General features: G+C 69.5%; 14 protein-coding genes and 1 pseudogene. 7 read left to right on the forward strand and 8 right to left on the reverse strand.

Annotated elements, in window-relative coordinates; translation table 11 throughout:
- The first annotated feature begins 84 nt into the window (after positions 1 to 84).
- Both ABH940_RS21095 and ABH940_RS21100 read left to right on the forward strand, forming a co-directional pair.
- Complete coding sequence (locus ABH940_RS21095) at positions 85 to 549, forward strand: methyltransferase domain-containing protein (protein WP_370061972.1); 465 nt, start codon at positions 85 to 87, stop codon at positions 547 to 549.
- A 330-nt stretch (positions 550 to 879) separates the two neighbouring features.
- Entirely contained in the window at positions 880 to 1692 is an 813-nt protein-coding gene (locus tag ABH940_RS21100; protein WP_370061974.1) for a hypothetical protein, read from the forward strand.
- A 51-nt stretch (positions 1693 to 1743) separates the two neighbouring features.
- Here the strand turns inward: ABH940_RS21100 and ABH940_RS21105 are convergent, their stop codons facing one another.
- The 5 genes and pseudogenes from ABH940_RS21105 to ABH940_RS21125 form a co-directional block, all read right to left on the reverse strand.
- Positions 1744 to 2352 carry a hypothetical protein gene (locus ABH940_RS21105; protein WP_370061976.1) on the reverse strand — a complete coding sequence of 203 codons (609 nt, stop codon included), beginning with the start codon at positions 2350 to 2352 and terminating at the stop codon, positions 1744 to 1746.
- 8 nt (positions 2353 to 2360) lie between these two features.
- Positions 2361 to 3527 (reverse strand): nitric oxide synthase oxygenase, encoded by a 1167-nt coding sequence (locus ABH940_RS21110; protein ID WP_370105947.1) that lies wholly within the window; start codon positions 3525 to 3527, stop codon positions 2361 to 2363.
- Between the two features lie 226 nt (positions 3528 to 3753).
- Positions 3754 to 5259, reverse strand: a complete 1506-nt coding sequence (locus tag ABH940_RS21115) for a phytoene desaturase family protein (protein WP_370105948.1) — start codon at positions 5257 to 5259, stop codon at positions 3754 to 3756.
- A 112-nt stretch (positions 5260 to 5371) separates the two neighbouring features.
- Positions 5372 to 5479 (reverse strand): annotated as a pseudogene (locus ABH940_RS21120) (DUF3556 domain-containing protein); the annotation flags it as partial.
- A gap of 4 nt (positions 5480 to 5483) precedes the next feature.
- Entirely contained in the window at positions 5484 to 5966 is a 483-nt protein-coding gene (locus ABH940_RS21125; RefSeq protein ID WP_370105949.1) for a DUF4254 domain-containing protein, read from the reverse strand.
- A 162-nt stretch (positions 5967 to 6128) separates the two neighbouring features.
- Between ABH940_RS21125 and ABH940_RS21130 the strand changes: the two genes are divergently transcribed.
- From ABH940_RS21130 to ABH940_RS21150, 5 genes are all read left to right on the forward strand, one after another.
- The gene (locus tag ABH940_RS21130) at positions 6129 to 7127 is read left to right on the forward strand and encodes an ATP-binding cassette domain-containing protein (protein WP_370105997.1); all 999 of its coding nucleotides are present in this window, start codon (positions 6129 to 6131) and stop codon (positions 7125 to 7127) included.
- Positions 7127 to 7924: an ABC transporter permease gene (locus ABH940_RS21135; protein WP_370105950.1), complete on the forward strand. Its 798-nt coding sequence runs from the start codon at positions 7127 to 7129 to the stop codon at positions 7922 to 7924. Before ABH940_RS21130 ends, ABH940_RS21135 begins: the two co-directional genes overlap by 1 nt.
- Complete coding sequence (locus ABH940_RS21140) at positions 7917 to 8732, forward strand: ABC transporter permease (RefSeq protein ID WP_370105951.1); 816 nt, start codon at positions 7917 to 7919, stop codon at positions 8730 to 8732. The genes ABH940_RS21135 and ABH940_RS21140 overlap by 8 nt, the downstream gene beginning before the upstream one ends.
- Before the next feature lie 174 nt (positions 8733 to 8906).
- A complete protein-coding gene (locus ABH940_RS21145; RefSeq protein WP_370061992.1) occupies positions 8907 to 9905 on the forward strand; it encodes a glycosyltransferase family 9 protein in 999 nt (332 codons plus the stop codon).
- A gap of 13 nt (positions 9906 to 9918) precedes the next feature.
- On the forward strand, positions 9919 to 11001 hold the full coding sequence (locus tag ABH940_RS21150) for an inositol-3-phosphate synthase (protein WP_370061994.1): 1083 nt from the start codon (positions 9919 to 9921) through the stop codon (positions 10999 to 11001).
- A gap of 161 nt (positions 11002 to 11162) precedes the next feature.
- On the opposite strand, the gene ABH940_RS21155 is transcribed toward ABH940_RS21150, so the two are convergent.
- From ABH940_RS21155 to ABH940_RS21165, 3 genes are all read right to left on the reverse strand, one after another.
- A complete protein-coding gene (locus ABH940_RS21155; RefSeq protein WP_370061996.1) occupies positions 11163 to 11933 on the reverse strand; it encodes a DUF3472 domain-containing protein in 771 nt (256 codons plus the stop codon).
- A gap of 86 nt (positions 11934 to 12019) precedes the next feature.
- Positions 12020 to 14890 carry a discoidin domain-containing protein gene (locus tag ABH940_RS21160; protein WP_370105952.1) on the reverse strand — a complete coding sequence of 957 codons (2871 nt, stop codon included), beginning with the start codon at positions 14888 to 14890 and terminating at the stop codon, positions 12020 to 12022.
- Between the two features lie 122 nt (positions 14891 to 15012).
- On the reverse strand, positions 15013 to 17772 hold the full coding sequence (locus ABH940_RS21165; RefSeq protein WP_370105953.1) for a TIM-barrel domain-containing protein: 2760 nt from the start codon (positions 17770 to 17772) through the stop codon (positions 15013 to 15015).
- Positions 17773 to 17939: the final 167 nt, after the last annotated feature.

Here is a 17939-nt window from a genome sequence, read left to right on the forward strand (position 1 = left end):
GTTCGTGGTGCCCATCGTGATCCTTCCCAGCACGGACCCCGGTCCATGCCCATCGGGTCACACCAGGCCAAACCCACAAACTTCATGACAGTCCCGGATCTCGGATGCGGTGCCAGCCAGGCCGCCGCCCACCTCGCACGCGACCACCACGCCCACGTCACCGCGCTCGACAGCTCCGCGCCGCAACTACGCCGCGCCAAGGAGCGCTTCGCCGACCAGGGCAACCTCACGTTCGTCCACGCCGACGCAGTCGAGTACCTGCACCGCAACCCCGGCGTCTGGGACGTGGTCTACAGCTGCTGGAGGAATGGGTTCTTCGGTCCCGCATCGGCGACGCGGCAACCACGGCCGGTCAGCTCCGCCACCTGCTCACCGTCCAGCGCCTCCCATCGCTGGCCGCGGGGCTGTGCGCCGAGCACTACATCGCAGTCAAATAGCAGTGCACGGTGGCGGGTTGGCTCCCTGGATGATGTGCCAGCGCTCCACCTGCGACCAGCGCTCCGCCCGCGTCCAGTGCCCCAACGACTTCCGGCGGCGCGGCCAGCGTGAAGACGGCCATGGTGCCGGCTCTTCCGCCCGTCCTGCTCGGCGGTCCTGACGGTTGGTCAGCCCTGGGGCAGGCCGCGCTAGCGTCAAGGGCGCGTAACGATGGTCCGGAATCACGTCACGAGCCCGTCAGGACCGGACGGACAGGGGGACCTGTCAGTCACGCTGTAGCCACTTCGCAGGTGACGGCGATCCCGCGCTCCCGTCCGTGCGCGGGGACGTCCGCCTGCGCCGGGGTGCTCGCCGGAGCGGTTGCAACGCCGCAGGATGATCGGGTGATGGCGCCCAGCGAGGGCGCGATCGGATCGGCTTTGCGCCGGATGAGGAGGACAGATGGTCAGGGCCGATGTCGCGCTCGCGGATCTGGGCGGAGTCTGGCGCCGTACATTCGTGCGCGAGGCAGACGGCTCGACGGACCGTGCCAGCAGCGTCACCTGGGTGCAGGGCCCGTCCCTCTTCGGCGATCTGCGCCGGCCCGCCGGACTCGAACCGACCATCGGAACGTCGCGGCTGGCGGACCTGGACCGCCCCCAACTGCTTGCCCTGTGCGGCCAGAAGGCCTTCGCCGGCACGCTGCACCAGCATGGCGAAGCGTTCAGCTGGGTGCGCCTGATCGACCTGCACCCCGCGGCTCCGCTCCCGGACACCGGCACCCTGCGCTGGGAGGAGGGCGTCCTGGTGGAGGAGGGCCTGCACGAGGCCTACCTGGAGAACTGGGAACGCATCGGAAGCCCACCCGTTCACCCGGCGGCAGCCCTGCTTGAGGATCCGCAGGACGGGTGTACAGGGCTGCTTGTCCGCGCCGGCTCGTGGTTCTGCTACGCCAGGGACCGGTCAGCACCGTTCCCGACGCAGCTGGTCCCGCTCGTCGACCAGGTGCGCGGCTGCGATCGCCGCGCGCAGGCGGCGGCTCTGCTGGACTGCGAGGTGTCGGTCGGGCGGGTGCGTGCGGGCCGGTGGGAGATCGTCCGCTCCACCTTGCCGCATCGCGTCGGGGCCGACCTGGGTCCCGAGTGGAACCGCGTCGGGGACAGGCTCCGGACCCGCGACGCGGGTCCGGAGGGGCGGTCACGCCCGCGCGACTGGCAACTCGTCCGCGCGGAGGGCTCGTTGGGCACTCTCGCGGCTCGCGACGTACATGCGTGAACGGCGGCGCCGACAGCCCGGCCTCACGTGCCTCCCGTGCCTGACGTTCGGTCAGGGCGGCAGCGCGACCTCGGTCGCCGGTCCCGGCCGGTCCCGGCGGCGCAGCAGGATCAGCAGGGTGCCGCAGAGCGTGAGCAGGTAGCAGGAGAAGCCCGCAGCCGGGAACGTCCACGCGGGCAGCGTGGCCAGGGTCAGTGCTGCACTGACGCCCATGAGCGCGTAGACGGTCCGGTCCTCGCTGGCCGGCTGGCGGTGGCACTTCACGATCGTGGGGACCGCTGCGCAGCCGTCGGCCAGGATGCTCAGGGCGAGCGCGGCCGCCGGGTCCGCGCTGATCCACCAACCGACCAGCGCAGCCACGGACAGCGCAGCGCAGCACAGTTCGGCGCGGCTGGGGTGCACCGCGCGGAACCCCGGGCGGCTGAGCGCGCACAGGAAGACGATCAGGGGGCCGAGCCCCACGCTGAGTGTGGTGACGGCGGCGAGGCCGGCGTGGCGGGCGATCTGGGCCGCGAACGCCACGCCCGGTGCCACCGCCCACAGCAGCCAGGTCACGGCGTTGGGCCGGACCGATCCGCGGAGCGTCCGCACCGCGTAGACGCCGCTGCCGCCCAGGTTGAGCGCCGCTCCGAACGGCACCGCGAACAAGGAGAGCGGCATCCGCGCGCTCACCCCTGAGTGTCGCCGCAGTGCCAGGGAGTCGGGCTGGGGGAGAAGTTGGGGCGCACCCGGGTCGGCTCGTAGCGGCGCTGCCACACCGGGGTGGTCGAGCCGCTGGTGGCGGGCACGATCGCGGACCAGTCGGCCGGACAGGTGCGGCCGCTCTTGTGCTCGCGTTCCTCGTGCCGCACGAACTGCTTGGTGGCGAAGTGGTGGTCGATGATCGACACTCCGGCGCGGTCGTAGGAGTGCAGGACGGCCGCGGTCAGCTCCAGCAGCGCCCGATCGCGCCACAGGGTGCGGTCGCGGCCGGTGTCCAGGCCCATCCCCTGGGCGACCAAGGGCAGTTTGTCGTAGCGGTTGGTGTCGGAGAGGTTGCGGGCGCCGATCTCGGTGCAGGTGTACCAGGCGCTGAACGGCGCCAGCGTGTAGTGCAGACCGCCGAGTTCCAGTACCTGGTTGGAGATCGTCGGGAAGGCGTGCCAGCGCAGGCCCAGCCGCTCGAACCACGGATAGTCGGGGTGACTGATGCGCACCTCGGGAACCGCGTCCGAGGGCAGGTCGAACCACCGCGGCTCGTGTCCCGGCCGTTGGACGACCAGCGGCAGCACGTCGTACTCGGTGCCCTTCCCGCGCCAGCCCAGTCGCAGCACCGCCTCGGTGAGCTCGGTCGTCTCGGGGTCTCCGACCACGGAGCCGTCGTGCTGCCGGTAGCCGGCGTAGCGGATGAGCTGGCCGTTCCAGACCCGGGGCCCGGGCCGGTCGGGGCTGCTGGGAGCGAAGACGCTCAACAGCAGCCGGACCTTGCCGCCGTTCCAGGCCAAACGCAGATGCTCCACCAGAGCCTCGAACAGCGCGGCCTCATCGGCGCCACCGGCGCCGACCCCGCGACAGTCCCTGGTCTCCAGCGCCTTCCAGTAGAACTTGCCGACGCACTGCGGGTTGTTCCTCCAGGCGATCCGTGCGCCGAGCGCGAGCTCCTCCGCGCTCTGCCGATAGGTACCCGTGGTCGCCACCTCGTCCTTGATCTCCCGGATGCGCTGCTCCGCGGCACCGGGCGACAGGTGGTCCTCGGCCGCGAGCTGCCGCACCAGCTGCTCGGCCTCGACGGCCGTCGGCTCGGGCGGCGGACCGGCGAGCGTGGACGGTGATGTGCACAGAGGTACAGGCGTCATGACGAACCCCCAGGTCGACGGCCGATAGCGGGCAACCGGTTAACTTGCCCGAAACATGCCAACGTTTGGACGTTACGCGTTGAAGCCATGGGATGCACGCAGAATCCGCGCGCTTGACGCAACCCATATGCGCCCTTGTCGATTTGCCTCCAACGGTGCAGGGCAGGCGCCCCTGCGCCGGACCGTGTGTGGGACAGGAAAAGATCCGCGGCTTGCTGGAACGTCACTACCAGAAGGCCCTCTTGGCAGCCTCGAAGACACCGCGCCCGCGCGGGTGAGTTGTCGGCACCACCGGGTCCTGGCCCTTCCTGCCGCCGTGGAAGCCGAGGTGGCGCAGGGCGGAGGCTGCTGCGCCGGCGCCGCACATGCCGTGGGCGCCGGGGCCGGGCGGGGTGGCGGCCGAGCAGAGGAAGACGCCGGGTATGCCGGTGGCGTACGGGTCGAGTGCCGGGCGGGGGCCGAGTAGGAGCCGTAGGGGTGTCTTGGCGCCGGTGAGGATGTCGCCGCCGGCGAAGTTGGGGTTGGCGGACGCGAAATCGGCGGGCCGGGTGACGCGCATGCCAAGAATCCGGTCCCGTACGCCCGGGGCGAACCGCTCCAACTGCCCGAGCACCGCCTCGGTGGCGTCCCCGTCGTACCCGTGCGGGACGTGGGCGTACGTCCACACCGGGTGGACCTCTCCGACTGACCGCGAGCGGTCTGCGAGGTACTGCTGGCCGACGAGGACGAAGGGGCGCTCGGGCATCCGTCCGGTGGCCACCTCGCGTTCCGCGTGGGCGACTTCGGCGAGCGTGCCGCCCAGGTGCACGGTGCCGGCCCGGCGGGCTAGCCGGTTCGTCCAGGGCACGCCGCCCTCGACCGCCAGGTCGACCTTGTAGGCGCCAGGGCCACGGCGGAACCGCCGGTAGGCGGCCCGCACCCGCGCCGGAAGCCGGTCTCCGTAGAGGGCTGCGACCTGACCGGGGTCGAGATCCAGGAGGGTCACGTCAGCGGGCGGGATCTGTGTGTGGTCGGTCACCCGCACGCCGGTGTGGATCACGCCGCCGTGGGCGCGCAGCACGTGCTCCAGGCTGCGGGCGATGGCACCGGATCCGCCTTCGGCGACGGCCCAGCCGGCGGCGTGGCCGGCGGTGAGGATGCCGAGCCCGATCGCCGAACTGAGCGGGTCGGACAGTGGGCGGAACGCGTGGGCCGCGACGCCGGCCCACAGGGCTTGCGCCTGCGGGGTCCGGAAGAGGCGCGCCAGGGCCTCGGCCGGTGCGAGGGTCGGCAGCCCGAAGCGGGCGAGCAGCAGCGGGTGGCGGGGGATGCGCAGCAGTGGGCCCATGACGTCTGCGGCGAGGGCGTCCCAGCGGCGCACGGACGGTTCGAGCAGCGCTCGGTAGCGGCTGCCGTCGGTGCCGAGGCCGCGCGCGGTCGCGGCGACGGAGCGCAGCAGGACGCCGGCCGTGCCGTCGTCCAGCGGATGGACGCAGTCGACCTCGGGCAGTAGCCAGCGCAGGCCGTGGCGTTCGAGGTCCAGTGCGCGCAGCGCGGGTGAGGTGACGGCCATGGGGTGGATGGCCGAGCAGTGGTCGTGCAGCAGGCCGGGCAGGATGGCTTCGCCGCTGCGGGTTCCGCCGCCGGTCTCCGCGGCGGCTTCGAGCGGGGTGACCCGCAATCCGGCCTTGGCTAACAGGGCCGCGGCGGCGAGCCCGTTGGGCCCGCCGCCGATCACGACCGCGGTCGTCATGAGGTCGCGTCCAGGGGGCTCGTCGCGTTCCCGGCGCCGCCGGACGGCGTGGGGCCGGGTTGGAGGAGGTGCACGGTGTGCACGTCGTAGCCAGGTAGTCGGGGCCGTCGGCGGGCCAGGGCTGCCGTGCCAGCATGTCGCGCACGGTCACCTGGCCGCGCTCCAGCAGCCCGAGTGCTGCGTCGTGGACCTGGTAGTCCTGGGTCTGCCGGGGGATCACGCGCTCACTCGCCGTAGGATTTCATCGTCCGCCAAGCCGGTAAGCGGCGTGCGCCCGCGATCACCTCGGCCACCAACTGGTCGTAAGCATCAGCGAGTTCGCCCAGCTGCCGACGCGCCGCTACGGCCCGTGCCGCCTGCCCGGCCAGACCACTCAGTTTGTCCGCCCTGACCCGTGCGATGCAGATGCGATCGACCACCGATCCCAGCGTCTCGGTGTGCAGTGCCGCAGCGGGCTCCTGGGGTACGTGATCACCAACCCAGGCGTCGATCACATCGATGAAGTGACTGCGCTCGAGGTTCATCCGGTCGATCGTCCGTTTGATCCCGGCGAGCTTTGTGTCGTCGGTGGCGCACAACCTGGACTCGTCCTCCGCCGTCCATTGCTCCTCATGGTGGTGGAACAGGCGGCGAGCGGTCTGCGCGATCACATTGTCCCCGTCGGGAGAAGCCGCCGGATTCCGGTCGTGTGCGTCGAACTGGATCAACAGAGCCCGCGACGAGGGTATCGGCCTGAATTGACCGGTCGACGTCCCATCTGTTCGTCCTTCCACAGTCCCCCCGAGCGCTCCGGTATTACGTGCGTTCTCTGATCGTCTTGCTGGCAACAGTCTTGCTACCGGATGGCACGATGTGCCATGGTCGGGCACGTGCCGATAATTCGGGTCGAGAGGTTGGTTAAGGAGTTCTCTCGAACAACCCGCGTGCCAGGCCGATTCGGGGCGGTGCGCACCCTGTTCAGCCGGGAGCGCACGGTGACCCGGGCCGTTGACGAGATCGACTTCACGATCGAGCCCGGTGAACTGGTCGGGTACCTGGGGCCTAACGGCGCCGGCAAATCCACCACCATCAAAATGCTCACCGGCATCCTGGTACCAACCTCGGGTGTGGTGGAGGTCGGCGGCGTCGTGCCGTGGCGAGAGCGGGAGCGCAACGCCCGGCAGATCGGTGTGGTGTTCGGGCAACGCACCGGACTGTGGTGGGACCTGCCGCTGATCGACTCGTTGCGCCTGATCGGCACCATCTATGAGGTACCCGAACGCCGGTACCGGCAGAACCTGGAACGCTTCTCCGAGTTACTCGGCCTGGACGAGTTCGTGGACACGCCGGTGCGGCAGTTGTCGCTCGGTCAGCGGATGCGCGGCGACCTCGTCGCGGCCATGCTGTACGAGCCGCGGATCCTGTACCTGGACGAACCGACCATCGGCCTGGACGTGGTCGCCAAGAAACGGATCCGAGAGTTCGTCGCCGACCTGAACCGCACCGCCGGCACCACGGTCATCCTGACCACGCACGACCTCGATGACGTGGAATTGCTGTGCAACCGGATCGTGCTCATCGACCACGGCCGGTTGCTCTACGACGGGGACGTGGCACATCTGAAGTCCCGTCACGCGCCCTACCGGGACCTGGTCGTTCAGCTCGCCGACGGCGCCGGGCCCGGCGCCGCACACCGGATGCAGGTACCGGGCGCGGAGCAGATCGCCACCACCGACGGTTCGGTGACGCTGAGGTTCGACCCGGACAAGCTCCCCGCGACCGAGCTGATCACCAGGGTGTTGGCGCAGCACCGGGTGACCGACCTGTCCATCGTGGAGCCCGATCTGGAGGGTGTGGTGGCGCGCATCTATGCGGATCGGAGCGCCTGATGGCCTCGCCGGCCGGCTACCGAGGGCTGGCGCGGATGCAGGCACGCACCGTGTTGGCCTACCGGGCTGACTACCTGAACCAGCTGATCGGGCTGCTGACCCAGATATTCGTGCTGCGCGTGGTGTGGTCCACCGTGTACGGACATCACACCGAGGTCGCCGGTGCGCCGCTGTCGCTGATGCTGGCCTACGTGACGCTGGCCAACGTGCAGTCATGGCTGTTCAACCCGTGGCAGTTCTCGCTGATCCCGGACCGGGTGCGAGACGGTCTGGTCGCGACCGACCTGGCCCGCCCGGTCGGCTTCCTCGGTCAGATCATCGCCAGGCAGATCGGGCGCACGGGCGCGATGCTGCCGTTCGCGGTGCTGGCGCTGCCGTTCGCGGTGTTGCTGGCCGGAATGGCGCCGCCGGCCTCAACCGCCAGTGCCGTCGGTTACCTTGTCGGCCTGGTGCTGGCGTACGGGATCACGACCTTAGTGTCGTTGTTGTTGGGCCTGTCCACATTCTGGTCAACGGAGATCGGCGGAATCTTCCTCATCTACCGGATGGTGTCCCAGTTCCTGTCCGGCGCGTTGGTGCCGCTGTGGTTCATGCCCGGCACGCTGCGGCTGGTCAGTCAGGTCCTGCCGTTCCAAGCCGTGACCTACACGCCGACCGCGATCTACCTGGGCACGCTGACCGGTACCGGGGCGCTGTCCGGTGTCGCGCTGGAGGCCGGCTGGGTGGTGGTGCTGTGGCTGGCGACCCGGTTGGTCTGGTCCCGGGCCGTACATCGGGTGGTGGTGCAGGGTGGGTAGTGGCGTGCCGCGCGGGCTGCGTATCTGGGCCGTGCTGGCCCGCGCCGGGCTGCGCACCACCTTGCAGTACCGGGCGAACTTCGTGCTCGGCGTGCTCGGCGGGCTGGCGTTGCAGGGCATGGGACTGGCGTTCATCGGAACCGTCATGTCCCGGTTCGCCACCATCGGCGGCTGGACGCTGCCGGAGATCGTGCTGTTGTACGGGATGCGGCTGACCTCGCACGCGCTGTGGACGATGCCCTGCTCGCCCCTGATGTACATGGACCGGCTGGTGCAGCGGGCCGAATTCGACTGCTTCCTCACCCGCCCGGTCAACCCGCTGGTGCAGGTCATCACGACCCGGCCGTCCATCACCACGGTTGCGGACCTGGTCGGCGGCGTGGCGACGCTGACCGCCGGGTTGGTCCTGGCGCCGGTGCGCTGGTCGCCGCTGCTGGTCCTGCTGCTGCCGTTCGCGCTCGCGGGCGGCGCCCTGGTGGAGCTGTCGTTCCAACTCGCCAGCTCCGCGCTGGCGTTCCGGATGTTGTCCACGCTCTCGCTGAAGCTCGCCGTTGACAACGCGTTCAACACCATCGGGAACTACCCGATCAAGATCTTCGGCCCGGTCGCCCGGTGGGGCATGACGTGTGCCTTCCCGCTCGCGTTCGCCAGCTACTTCCCGACCACCGTGCTGCTGGACCGCACCGGTGAACTGTGGATACCGCCTTGGCTTGCGGTGGCCGCGCCTGCCGTCGGCCTGCTGCTGTTCCTGGCGGCCTACCGGTTCTGGTTCGGTCAGCTCCGGCACTACACCTCCGGCGGCGGTTGAGCGGGCGGGGCAGGTGCCCGCGTCGGACACCCGTGATCACCTCAACTCTCCGAAGGAGCAGGACGGACCGTGCAAGACGACATAGATCTGCGGGATCCCTGGCAGCTCGACGGAACCGGAATCCACCGGGCCGGCCGATTCCTCGTCACTCGTGAGCGCGCGCCGATCGGGCGGATGCTCGAATACCGGCGCGCGTGCGGTGAAGCGCCGCCGGCGTGCCACGGCGACCTGTCCGTCTCGCAGGGGTGGCGCGTCAACCTGAAGCAGAAGTGGCTCGGGGACATGCTCCTCGGACTCGGCGCGGTCCGGGCACTGTTGGATGTCGACGCCGACCGGTCGTGCGAGGTTCGTTACTTCGGTCCGCGTCCCGAGCTCATCGAGCGGTGCTCTCTTCCGGTCGTACCGACGTTCCGGGAGGGCGCACACGTCTTTGAACGGCAGGGGGCGAACCCGGTAGAGGTCGCCCCCAGGCCCGAGGGCAGTCAAGCCCTTCTCGACCTGCGCGACGACGGCCTCGTGGAGGTGCACACGGCCATGCCGATGCGCTACTACCTCGACATGGAAGGGCGTCTGGCCCGTCGGCTCCCGTGCGACGCTGATCCGTTGCCCCGCTTCATGGCACCGAGCGCCCAGCGCGACGACGGACACGTCGTATTCGTGATGACCTCGAGCATGCCCGAGCGGAAGGACTACGGGATCGCGCAGTATGCGTCGGTGGCGCGGCTCCTCCTCGACCGCATCGGTCCGGCCCTGCATTTCACCGTGGTCACCGCTCCGGACGTTCAGCTCCCAGGCGGCGACCTCGACGGACTGCCGATCGAGTTGCGAGGCGGTCTCGACGCCGTGGACTGCGTCGATCTGTTCGCGTCCGCCCGAATCGTGATCGGAAACGACACCGGCTTGACGCACCTGGCGGCGCTCTCGACTGCGGGGGACGGCCGTGGCCCGGATGTCGTCAGCATCTACGGTCGCCACTCGTACGCGAAGTGGTCCACCGGATCACCGAGGCATCACGCGATCACCACGTGGTTCTCCCGGATGCTCGCCGCGTGCGATCGTGATGCGGATCGTGATCGACTCACTGACCCGATCTGGGCGGACGCGTCGGCCATTACGGCGATCTCGCCGACCACGGTGGCCAACTTCGTGATGCACCTCCTGGCGGCTGAATGAACTGCGTGGAGTCTTGCGCGGCCCGCACCGCTCAGATCTACTGATGTACCGTCAAATTGCCTTCGGGGGAAGGAATGTACGCATGCCAAACATCGGCATAGTCGGCGTCGGGAACTGCAGCTCCGCCCTGGTTCAGGCGTTGCACGGCGTGTCGGCCGGCACAATCGCTCACACCGATCTGGTTCCCGGCCTCGAATCCGTTCCGGTGCGCGACATTCATGTCACCGCTGCGTTCGACGTCGACGCGAGAAAGATCGGACTGCCGCTGGAGAAGGCGATCTTCGTCGAGCCGAACTGCACGACCTGCTACGTCGAGGTGCCCGTCAAGTCGACCACTGTCAGCGCCGGCCCGCTGGCGGACGGGGTCACGGGCCCGCTGGCCGACATCGTCCAGGTCCACGACCTGGCCCGCCGGGTGACGGTGAAGGACGTCGTGGCCGAGCTGCGGGAGTGCGCCGTCGAGATTCTCGTCATCTATCTCCCCACCGGCGCGCAGGGCGCGGCGGAGCTCTACGCGGAGGCCGCGGCGGAGGCGGGCTGCTCCCTGGTCAACTGCACGCCGGCCACGCTGGGCCGGTCCAGCTCTTGGCAGGAGCGGTTCCGAGGCCGGAGCGCGATCCTGCTGGGCGACGACATGAAGAGCCATATCGGATCGACCACGGTCCACCAGGCGCTACTGGGTGTGCTGCGCCGGCAGGGCGTCACGGTGAATTCCACTTACCAGCTGAACATCGGCGGGAACACGGACTTTCTCAACCTCCGGGACACCGGCCGTTCCGCGGCGAAGCGCCTGACGAAATCCACCGCGCTGCGCGAGTTGGTCTCGTCGGAAACCGCGATGTCGCTGGGTCCGAGCGACCACATCGCACAGCTCGGGGACCGCAAGGTCGGCTACATCAGAATCGAGGGATCCGGTTACCTCGGCATGCCGTTCTCCATGGAGGTCCGCCTGGAGGTCGAGGACAGCCCGAACTCCGCAGCGATCGCCATCGACGCGGTGCGAGTGGCCGCGAGCGCTCGGTCGGGCTCCGGAGTCGACCTCGACGCGGCGCTTCCGCTGCTGTTCAAGGCCCCTGGGGCACGTGGTCGGCGATGACCTTCGTTGTCGCTCTGCCATTGCCGAAGCGCAGTCATCGCCACTGACTGGGGCCGTCGGCCGGTGCTTTCGCGTCGGCTCTCCGCTGCGATGGCCCGTGTTGCGGCAGCCGGTCTCCGCCCGTCGCGCGGATCGGCTTCCGGCTGCCGCCCGTCCGGCCGCTACTGCCCGGTCATGGTGATGCCGCCGCTGCCGTCGAGTGTGTAGCTGCCCTCGGTCGCGCAGGTGCCGTAGGTGCCTCCGCTGGTGATGGTGCCGGTGCCCTGGCCGCTGTTGGTGAACGGCCGCCAGAAGTGCGCCTGGCCGTAGGGGATGGCGCTGCAGGAGGAGACGGAGTCGTAGTACTCCTGGAAGCCGACGCCGGAGGACTGGAAGTTGCCGCCGCCGGAGACGGTCCAGCTGCCGATGGTGGTCCACACATCCGTCGAGTCGTCGACGACGTAGCCGGTGTACGTGTTCGTGCCGGTGACGGTCGCTTCGAGCTCGTACTCGTGGCCGACGGTGTAGGGGTAGCTGATCAGGCAACTGGTGCCGCTGCCGCCGTCGGCGCCGGAGTGGCAGTTCGGGCTGGTGGAGGAGGTGCCGCTGCCGAAGATGCTGAACAGGGCCGCTCCGCCGCCGGTTCGGGGCTGGAGGCCGACGTAGCCGCCCTGGTTGTTCTTCAGGTAGAACTGCTGGGCCCAGTAGTAGCCGGCGGCGTCGGGCTGGCTGTTCACGGTGATCGGGAAGGCCAGCTTGGTCAGGCCGCCCGCGGGCGCCCCGGTGAAGGACCAGTTGTCGGAGACCATGCCGCCGGGGGTGACGGCCGCTGACGCGGGACCCGCGTCCGCGAAGGCGAACGCCGCTGCCGCTGCGCAGGCCAGCAGGGCGAGTCGGGCCCGGCGTCCGGTGTTCTGACGGAGTGTCGGTGACGGTCGGTTCGGACGGTGCATGTGGGGGTCTCCCATCGCAATGGGGTGAGGCGACGATCGGGATCGGGATCGGAGTGGGGTGGGGGTCGGAAGGGCGCGGGGCGGGTTCAGGTTCCGTAGACCTGGAACTCCCAGAGCGAGTAGCCGTAGCCGGTCGCGCGCTGTGTTCCGTACATGCGGATGTAGCGCCCGCTTCCGGTCAGGCCGGTGAGATCCTGGTTGCCCCCGCTGCCGCTGGTGGTGGTGTAGATGGTGGTCCAGTTCGTGCCGTCGTCGGAGGTCTGGATGGTGAACGCCGATGCGTAGGCGTCCTCCCAGTCCAGCTTGACCTCGTTGATGCTGTGGACGGCCCCGAGGTCGACCTGCAGCCACTGCGGATCGCTGAAGTCGCTGGCCCACCGGGTCGTCGGGTTGCCGTCGGTGGCGAGGTCCGGGGTGTCGCTGGTGCCGGGCTGGACCGACGACGCGGTGGTGGGCCGCCCGAGAGCGAGGTCGACTCCCGCGACGTTCCAGGTGAACGTGGTGCTCTGGTCGGCCCCGCGGGCGTCGGTCACGGTGACCGTGACGACGGATGAGCCGTTCGTGTGCGGCGTCCCGCTGATCACTCCGGTCGCCGGATCGATCGCGAGGCCGGCGGGCAGGCCGGTCGCGGTGTAGGTCAGCGTCTGACCCCGGGCCGAGTCGGAGGCGGTGATCCGCAGCGGGGGGACGGCGGCGTTCTGCGGGGTCGTCCGGTTGCCCGGGGAGACGACCGTGACGGTGTCGGCGGGGGAGCCGCCGGTACGCGTGAAGCTGATCAGCTGGGCGTCGACCGGTCGGGTGTCCTCGGCGCTGCCGGGGTTGTTCCACGAACGCTGGGGAGCGGTGGCCGCCTCGTGGCCGGTCTGGTCGGTGAGGCTGAGTGCGAGGCCGCTGTAGCGGCTGACCAGCCGGTAGCCGCCGGAGGCCCGGCCGGACGCGTCGGTGACGGTCTGGATCGACCACTGCTGGCGGGCGTCTGTCGCCGTGCTGGGTGCCTGCTCGGTCACGCCCGAGTCCCAGGCTCGGCCCGCGTTGCCGCCGTTGACGCCGAGTGCGCGGCCGGTGGCGGTGTCCACGATGGTGTAGAAGCCGTCGCCGGTCGGGCGGAAGGTCCAGTCCAGGGCGGATCCGGTGCCGGACGTGCTCGTGCTGGTGACGCGTCCGCCGTCGCGCGCCAGGCTCTGGCCGTCGTCCGCGGTGATGCGGTAGGTCAGGCCCGCCACCACCGGGGCGGCCGGGAGTTGGGCGGTCGAGGCGGGGTCGACGGTGATGTCGCTGTACTCACTTGTGTAGGTGGAGCAGTAGTAGGCGCAGTAGGAGCGGAAGGTCCGGCCGACGACCGTGGACTGGGTGAGGCTCGCCGGGTCCAGCATCCATCGGTACCAGGCGGCGTTGGGGTCCCCGGGCAGCAGACCCATGTCGGTCCACTTCTCGGTGGCCAGGTTGTCCGTCTCGTAGAAGTGCAGCGGCGTGAGGGTGCCGTCGGCCTGCGCGACGTTGTTCTGCGGGGTGCCGATGTACTTGCCGAGGTAGGCGTCCCAGGCGACGTTCATGACGGCGAGTTGGGAGTTGTCGGGCATGCTGCCCGCGGCGACCTGGTTCGCCACGGTCCCGGTGGCGGAGGGCTGGTAGGCGTTCGCGCCGGAGACGTAGCCAGAGCCCGAGCCGTCGGCGGGGATGATGTCGCTCTCCTTTCCGCCCGTGCCCGGCTGCGACCAGGAGCCGTCGTACCACTTGCGCCACGAGGAGCCGGCCATCTTGTCGGCTATGGGCGCGCGGGCGACGTGCTGCAGCCAGACCGTGCCGCCGCCCGACTTGTCCAGCACCCGGGTCGCGTAGAAGACGTAGAAGTACCCGGAGGCGTAGTCGACGAAGAGGCGCTGGTCGCCGTCGCCGTAGTAGTAACTCGCTCCCGGGAACTGCGTGGTGTCGTCGCGCGCGGTGCTGTAGGGGGAGGTGATCGCGTGTCCCTCGATGGCCCAGGTGTGGCCCTGGTCGTGGGAGACGGCGTAGTCGACGGCGTCGTAGTGGAGTCCGTCGCCGAAGGGGTTGGGGGTGAACTCGTTGTGCACCAGCCCGTACCAGTCGCCCGAGTCGGGGTCGACCCAGACTCCGAGGAGGTCGCAGTAGTTGCGCTCGGCGTAGCCGGACGGGGCGGGTGCGGGGGTGGCGCTCACGCCGGTCGGGCTGTTGTTGCAGCGCCAGGTGGTGTCGGCGTTGCTGTCTTTGGGGTTCTTCGGGTTCACCGCGTTGCTGATGGCGGCGGTCTTGGCGGTGTCGAAGTTCGACCCCGTGGAGAAGTCCCACTGCCGACTGTCCGTCGGACCGTACAGCGAGTGCGAGGACTGGTAGTAGAACTGGCCGTTGCTGTCCGTGTAGACGTCAGCAGGCGTGTCGTCCGGGTTGTCGAAGTTCACCGCCTGACCGGAGGACAGCACGTACGGGGCCGGGCGGGCGCCGGGGGCGGTCCACTCCTGGTCCGCCTGCGCGGGGTCGCAGGAAGCGAGGCCGACACCCGCGCCGTTCGCCACGGTTCCCTGCACCGCGAGGCACTTGCCCGAGGGGGAGCTGTAGATGGTTCCGTCCGGGAGGTGGGCGAAGTGCTGTCCCGGTGTCCCGGCGTCGCAGGAAGCGAGCTCCACCGGCGTGCCGGTGGCCGCCGAACCGCCGCTTGTCCGGAGGCACTTGCCGAGAACGCTGACCGTCCCGTCGCCGTTCCAGGTCCACGCCTGCTCCGCCGAGCCGTTGCAGCTCTGCAACTGGACGGCAGTGCTGTTCCCCGTCGCGGTGGCGTCCAGGCATCTGCCGCCGATCGTGACCGGCGCCCCGCTGGACGGTGACCGGGTGCCGGCGGCCACGGCCGGGCCGCCCTGCAGCCCGAGAACGACGCAGGCGCCGGACAGGCCCAGGACGGCCGCGGATCGAAACCACTGACGAGTGACTCTGCTTGCTCTCATCTGATGCCCTTCACTGATGGCTCACGACTACCCGTGCAATTAGTTCTAGTAGGATTCAAACTAATTGATGTCCCGTCAACCCCCCTGCGTGGATCGTCTCCGCACCTCCCTGCCGAAGTGCCTCAGGCGATCACGACGTCGGTGCCGGTGGTGGTGTCGGTTGTGGGCAGGTGGACGGTGAGTGTGCGGCTGGTCGGGTCGTACGTCCAGGTGGTCAGGGGCAGACCGGCGGCGGTGACCGTGGTGGGTCGGGTGCTGTCGGAGATCCGCAGGGTGTAGCTGCGGTGGGTCACCACGCCGGGGTAACTGCCGTGGCGTGGGGCGATGGTGACGGTGGTCGCGGATCCCTCCGCGCGCGTGGTGATCTCGGTGGTGGCGGACTGGCCGTGTTGGTAGCCGTGTCCCTGTCCGGCGTCCTCGTAGAGGCTGAACGAGCCGTCGCCGCCCGCCGCGATGCTGAGCGTCACCTGGTCGAGGGGCTTCTGCGCGTTGTCGTCGACGTAGTCGGTCCGCTGCGGCATGACCGCTCCGGCCTTGAGGAAGACCGGCATGGTGTCCAGGCCCGTGGTGACGTTCTGTGTGGTGCCGCCGGCGTAGGTCTGGCCGGTGAAGTAGTCGGTCCAGGACGAGCCGGGCGGGAACCAGACGGTCGTGGTGGCGTGGCCGGTGCTGTCGTCGGGTGTGGTCACGGGCGCGACGAGCACGTCGTCGCCGTACAGGTACTGGTCCGGGTGCTGGTAGGCGTCCGGCTCGCCCGGGTAGTCGAGGTACATCGCCCGCACCATGGGAAGGCCGGTCTGCACGGACTGCTCGGCGAGCGAGTAGGTATAGGGGACGAGCGCCTCCCGCAGCCGCAGGAACTTCTCCGCCGAGGCCTGGGCCGCGGGCCCGTAGTTCCACGGCAGTCGGTCACCGTGGTTGGAGTGCAGGCGGAGCACGGGCTGGAACGCTCCGAGCTGGACCCAGCGCGCGTACAGGTCGTCCGGGTCGTGCTGGGTGTAGAAGCTGCCGATGTCGTCGGAGACGTACGGCTGGCCGATGGCCGCGCCTTCGTCAGCGGTGAACTCGGCCTCGAACGCGAGCATGTCCCACGTCGCGCCGGTGTCGCCGGTGAACTGCAGTGTGTAGCGGTGGTCGGCCCACGGGCCGCTCGGCAGCGCCACCGACCCCGAGTACCCCGACGCCGTGTACGAGCTGCCGAGCCTGGAGAAGGCGTAGCCGCGCTGGCCACGCGCGTTGCCGTCAGCGGTGTACTGGTCGTTGATCCAGGAGTCCGGGGTGATGCCGGGCATCGAGGCCGTGCTGCTGTCGCAGCACCAGTCCAGCCACCACTCGTCCACGCCCTGCTTCTCGAACGGCTGGTGCAGGGCGAAGTACGCCTTGAGCTGGTCCGGGTCGGACCAGTCGAAGGTGCAGGTGCCGTCCGAGCACTGGAGCTTGTTCTTGGCGATCGCCTGCGCCTCGGCGTACTGCGGGTCGGCCGTGCTGATGCTGGGGTGGACGTTCATCGCCACCGTCAGCCCTTGGCCGTGGGCCCAGTCGAGGAAGGACTGGGGGTCGGAGAACAGGGCCGTGTTCCAGTTCCAGCCGTCCCACTGGTTCGGCGCTTTCCAGTCGGTGTCCACGACGAGGTTGTCGATCGGCGTCTGGTTGGCCCGGAACTGAGGAAGCAGCGTCGTTTCGTAGTCGGAGGTGGTGTAGGGGTAGTAGCGGGAGTACCACACGCCGAACGCCGACTCGGGAAGCATCACGTCCGGGCCGGTGACCGCGCGCAGGTCGCGCAGCGCCTGCTGGTAGTCGAGGCCGTATCCGAAGAAGTAGCCGTCCTGGTACGGCTTGCCGCCGTGGGACGGGCGCGGGGAGACGGTGTTGTGCGCGGGGTCGAAGAGCGCCGTGGTCGAGTCGTCGAGCAGGTACCACCCGTTGGTGGACAGCACCCCCGGGGACAGCGGAGCGGGACCGTACTGGCCGTCGAGCCCGCGGCGGTAGCCGCCGAGCACCGGAGAGGGCTGGACCGGACCGGGCTTCGGATACGGCGCGCCGGGCTGGGTGACCGCGAGGCTGTCGATGTTCACCTCGCCGGAGTCGTCCGCCGCTTCGGCGACGGTGACGGTGTTGTTCCCCTTGGCCAGGTGCAGCGTCACCTGCGCGGTCGCCCAGCTGTCCCAACTGCTGGTCACCGGAAGGCTGAAGCGCGCCTGCGTCGTCCCGCCGACCTGGGCCGACAGGGTGCGGGTGGTCGTCTTCCCGTCGTCGCCGGTGCTGTTCGCGTAGCGGATGGTCAGGGTGTAGTCGCCTGCGGACGGCAGGCCGGTGATCTGGTAGGTGTCGGAGGCTCCGGCACCCTCGTAGCCGTCGATGAATCCGGTCCCGGTATAGCCGGTGTGATCGTTCGCCTCCGCGGCGCCGCCGGCCAGTTGACCGTTCTCCGCCTCGCACAGCGCGCCGATCGCGCAAGCGGGCATCACCTGCCCGAACTGCGGATGTGCGACGACCTTCTTCGCTCCGTCCATGAGCTGGACGGAGGTGTTGGCCGGCGTGAAGGGGCCGCTGCCCTCCTTGTACGCGAGCGTCTCCTGCGCCGTGGCGATGTACCGGTAGCCGCCCGTGGTCCAGGTCCGGAACGGCGGCGTGCGGAGGTCGCGGTTGACGACGTTGAAGGTGTCGGCGTCCTGGAACTTCCCGTCCCCTGCGTACTCCAGGCGTATCAGCGTCGGTGTCAGCACTTCGAACCGCGCATCACCGTCCACCACCGCGTCCGTGCGGTGGGACGCCGCGACAGCGGGCGTGGACGTACCGCCGAGGAGGGCGGACGCGATCAGGGTGGTGGCAAGCGGCGCGGCGAGGCTGAGCACGCGCCTTCGGCGTAGGGGTACGGACATCCGGTGCTCCTGATCTGCTCTTCGGGAGGCGGCGACCACCGTCGGCGTCGGTGACGACTACGGTCTAATTAGTTCAAGTAGCATTCAAACTAATTGAGGCAGCGTCAATCCCCTTGCACGAACTTTCTCTTCGCCCTGCTGTCGAGCCGCGCTCGCAGGGTCCGGTC

This window comes from Streptacidiphilus sp. BW17, from assembly GCF_041262485.1.
Classification (GTDB): Bacteria; Actinomycetota; Actinomycetes; order Streptomycetales; family Streptomycetaceae; genus Streptacidiphilus.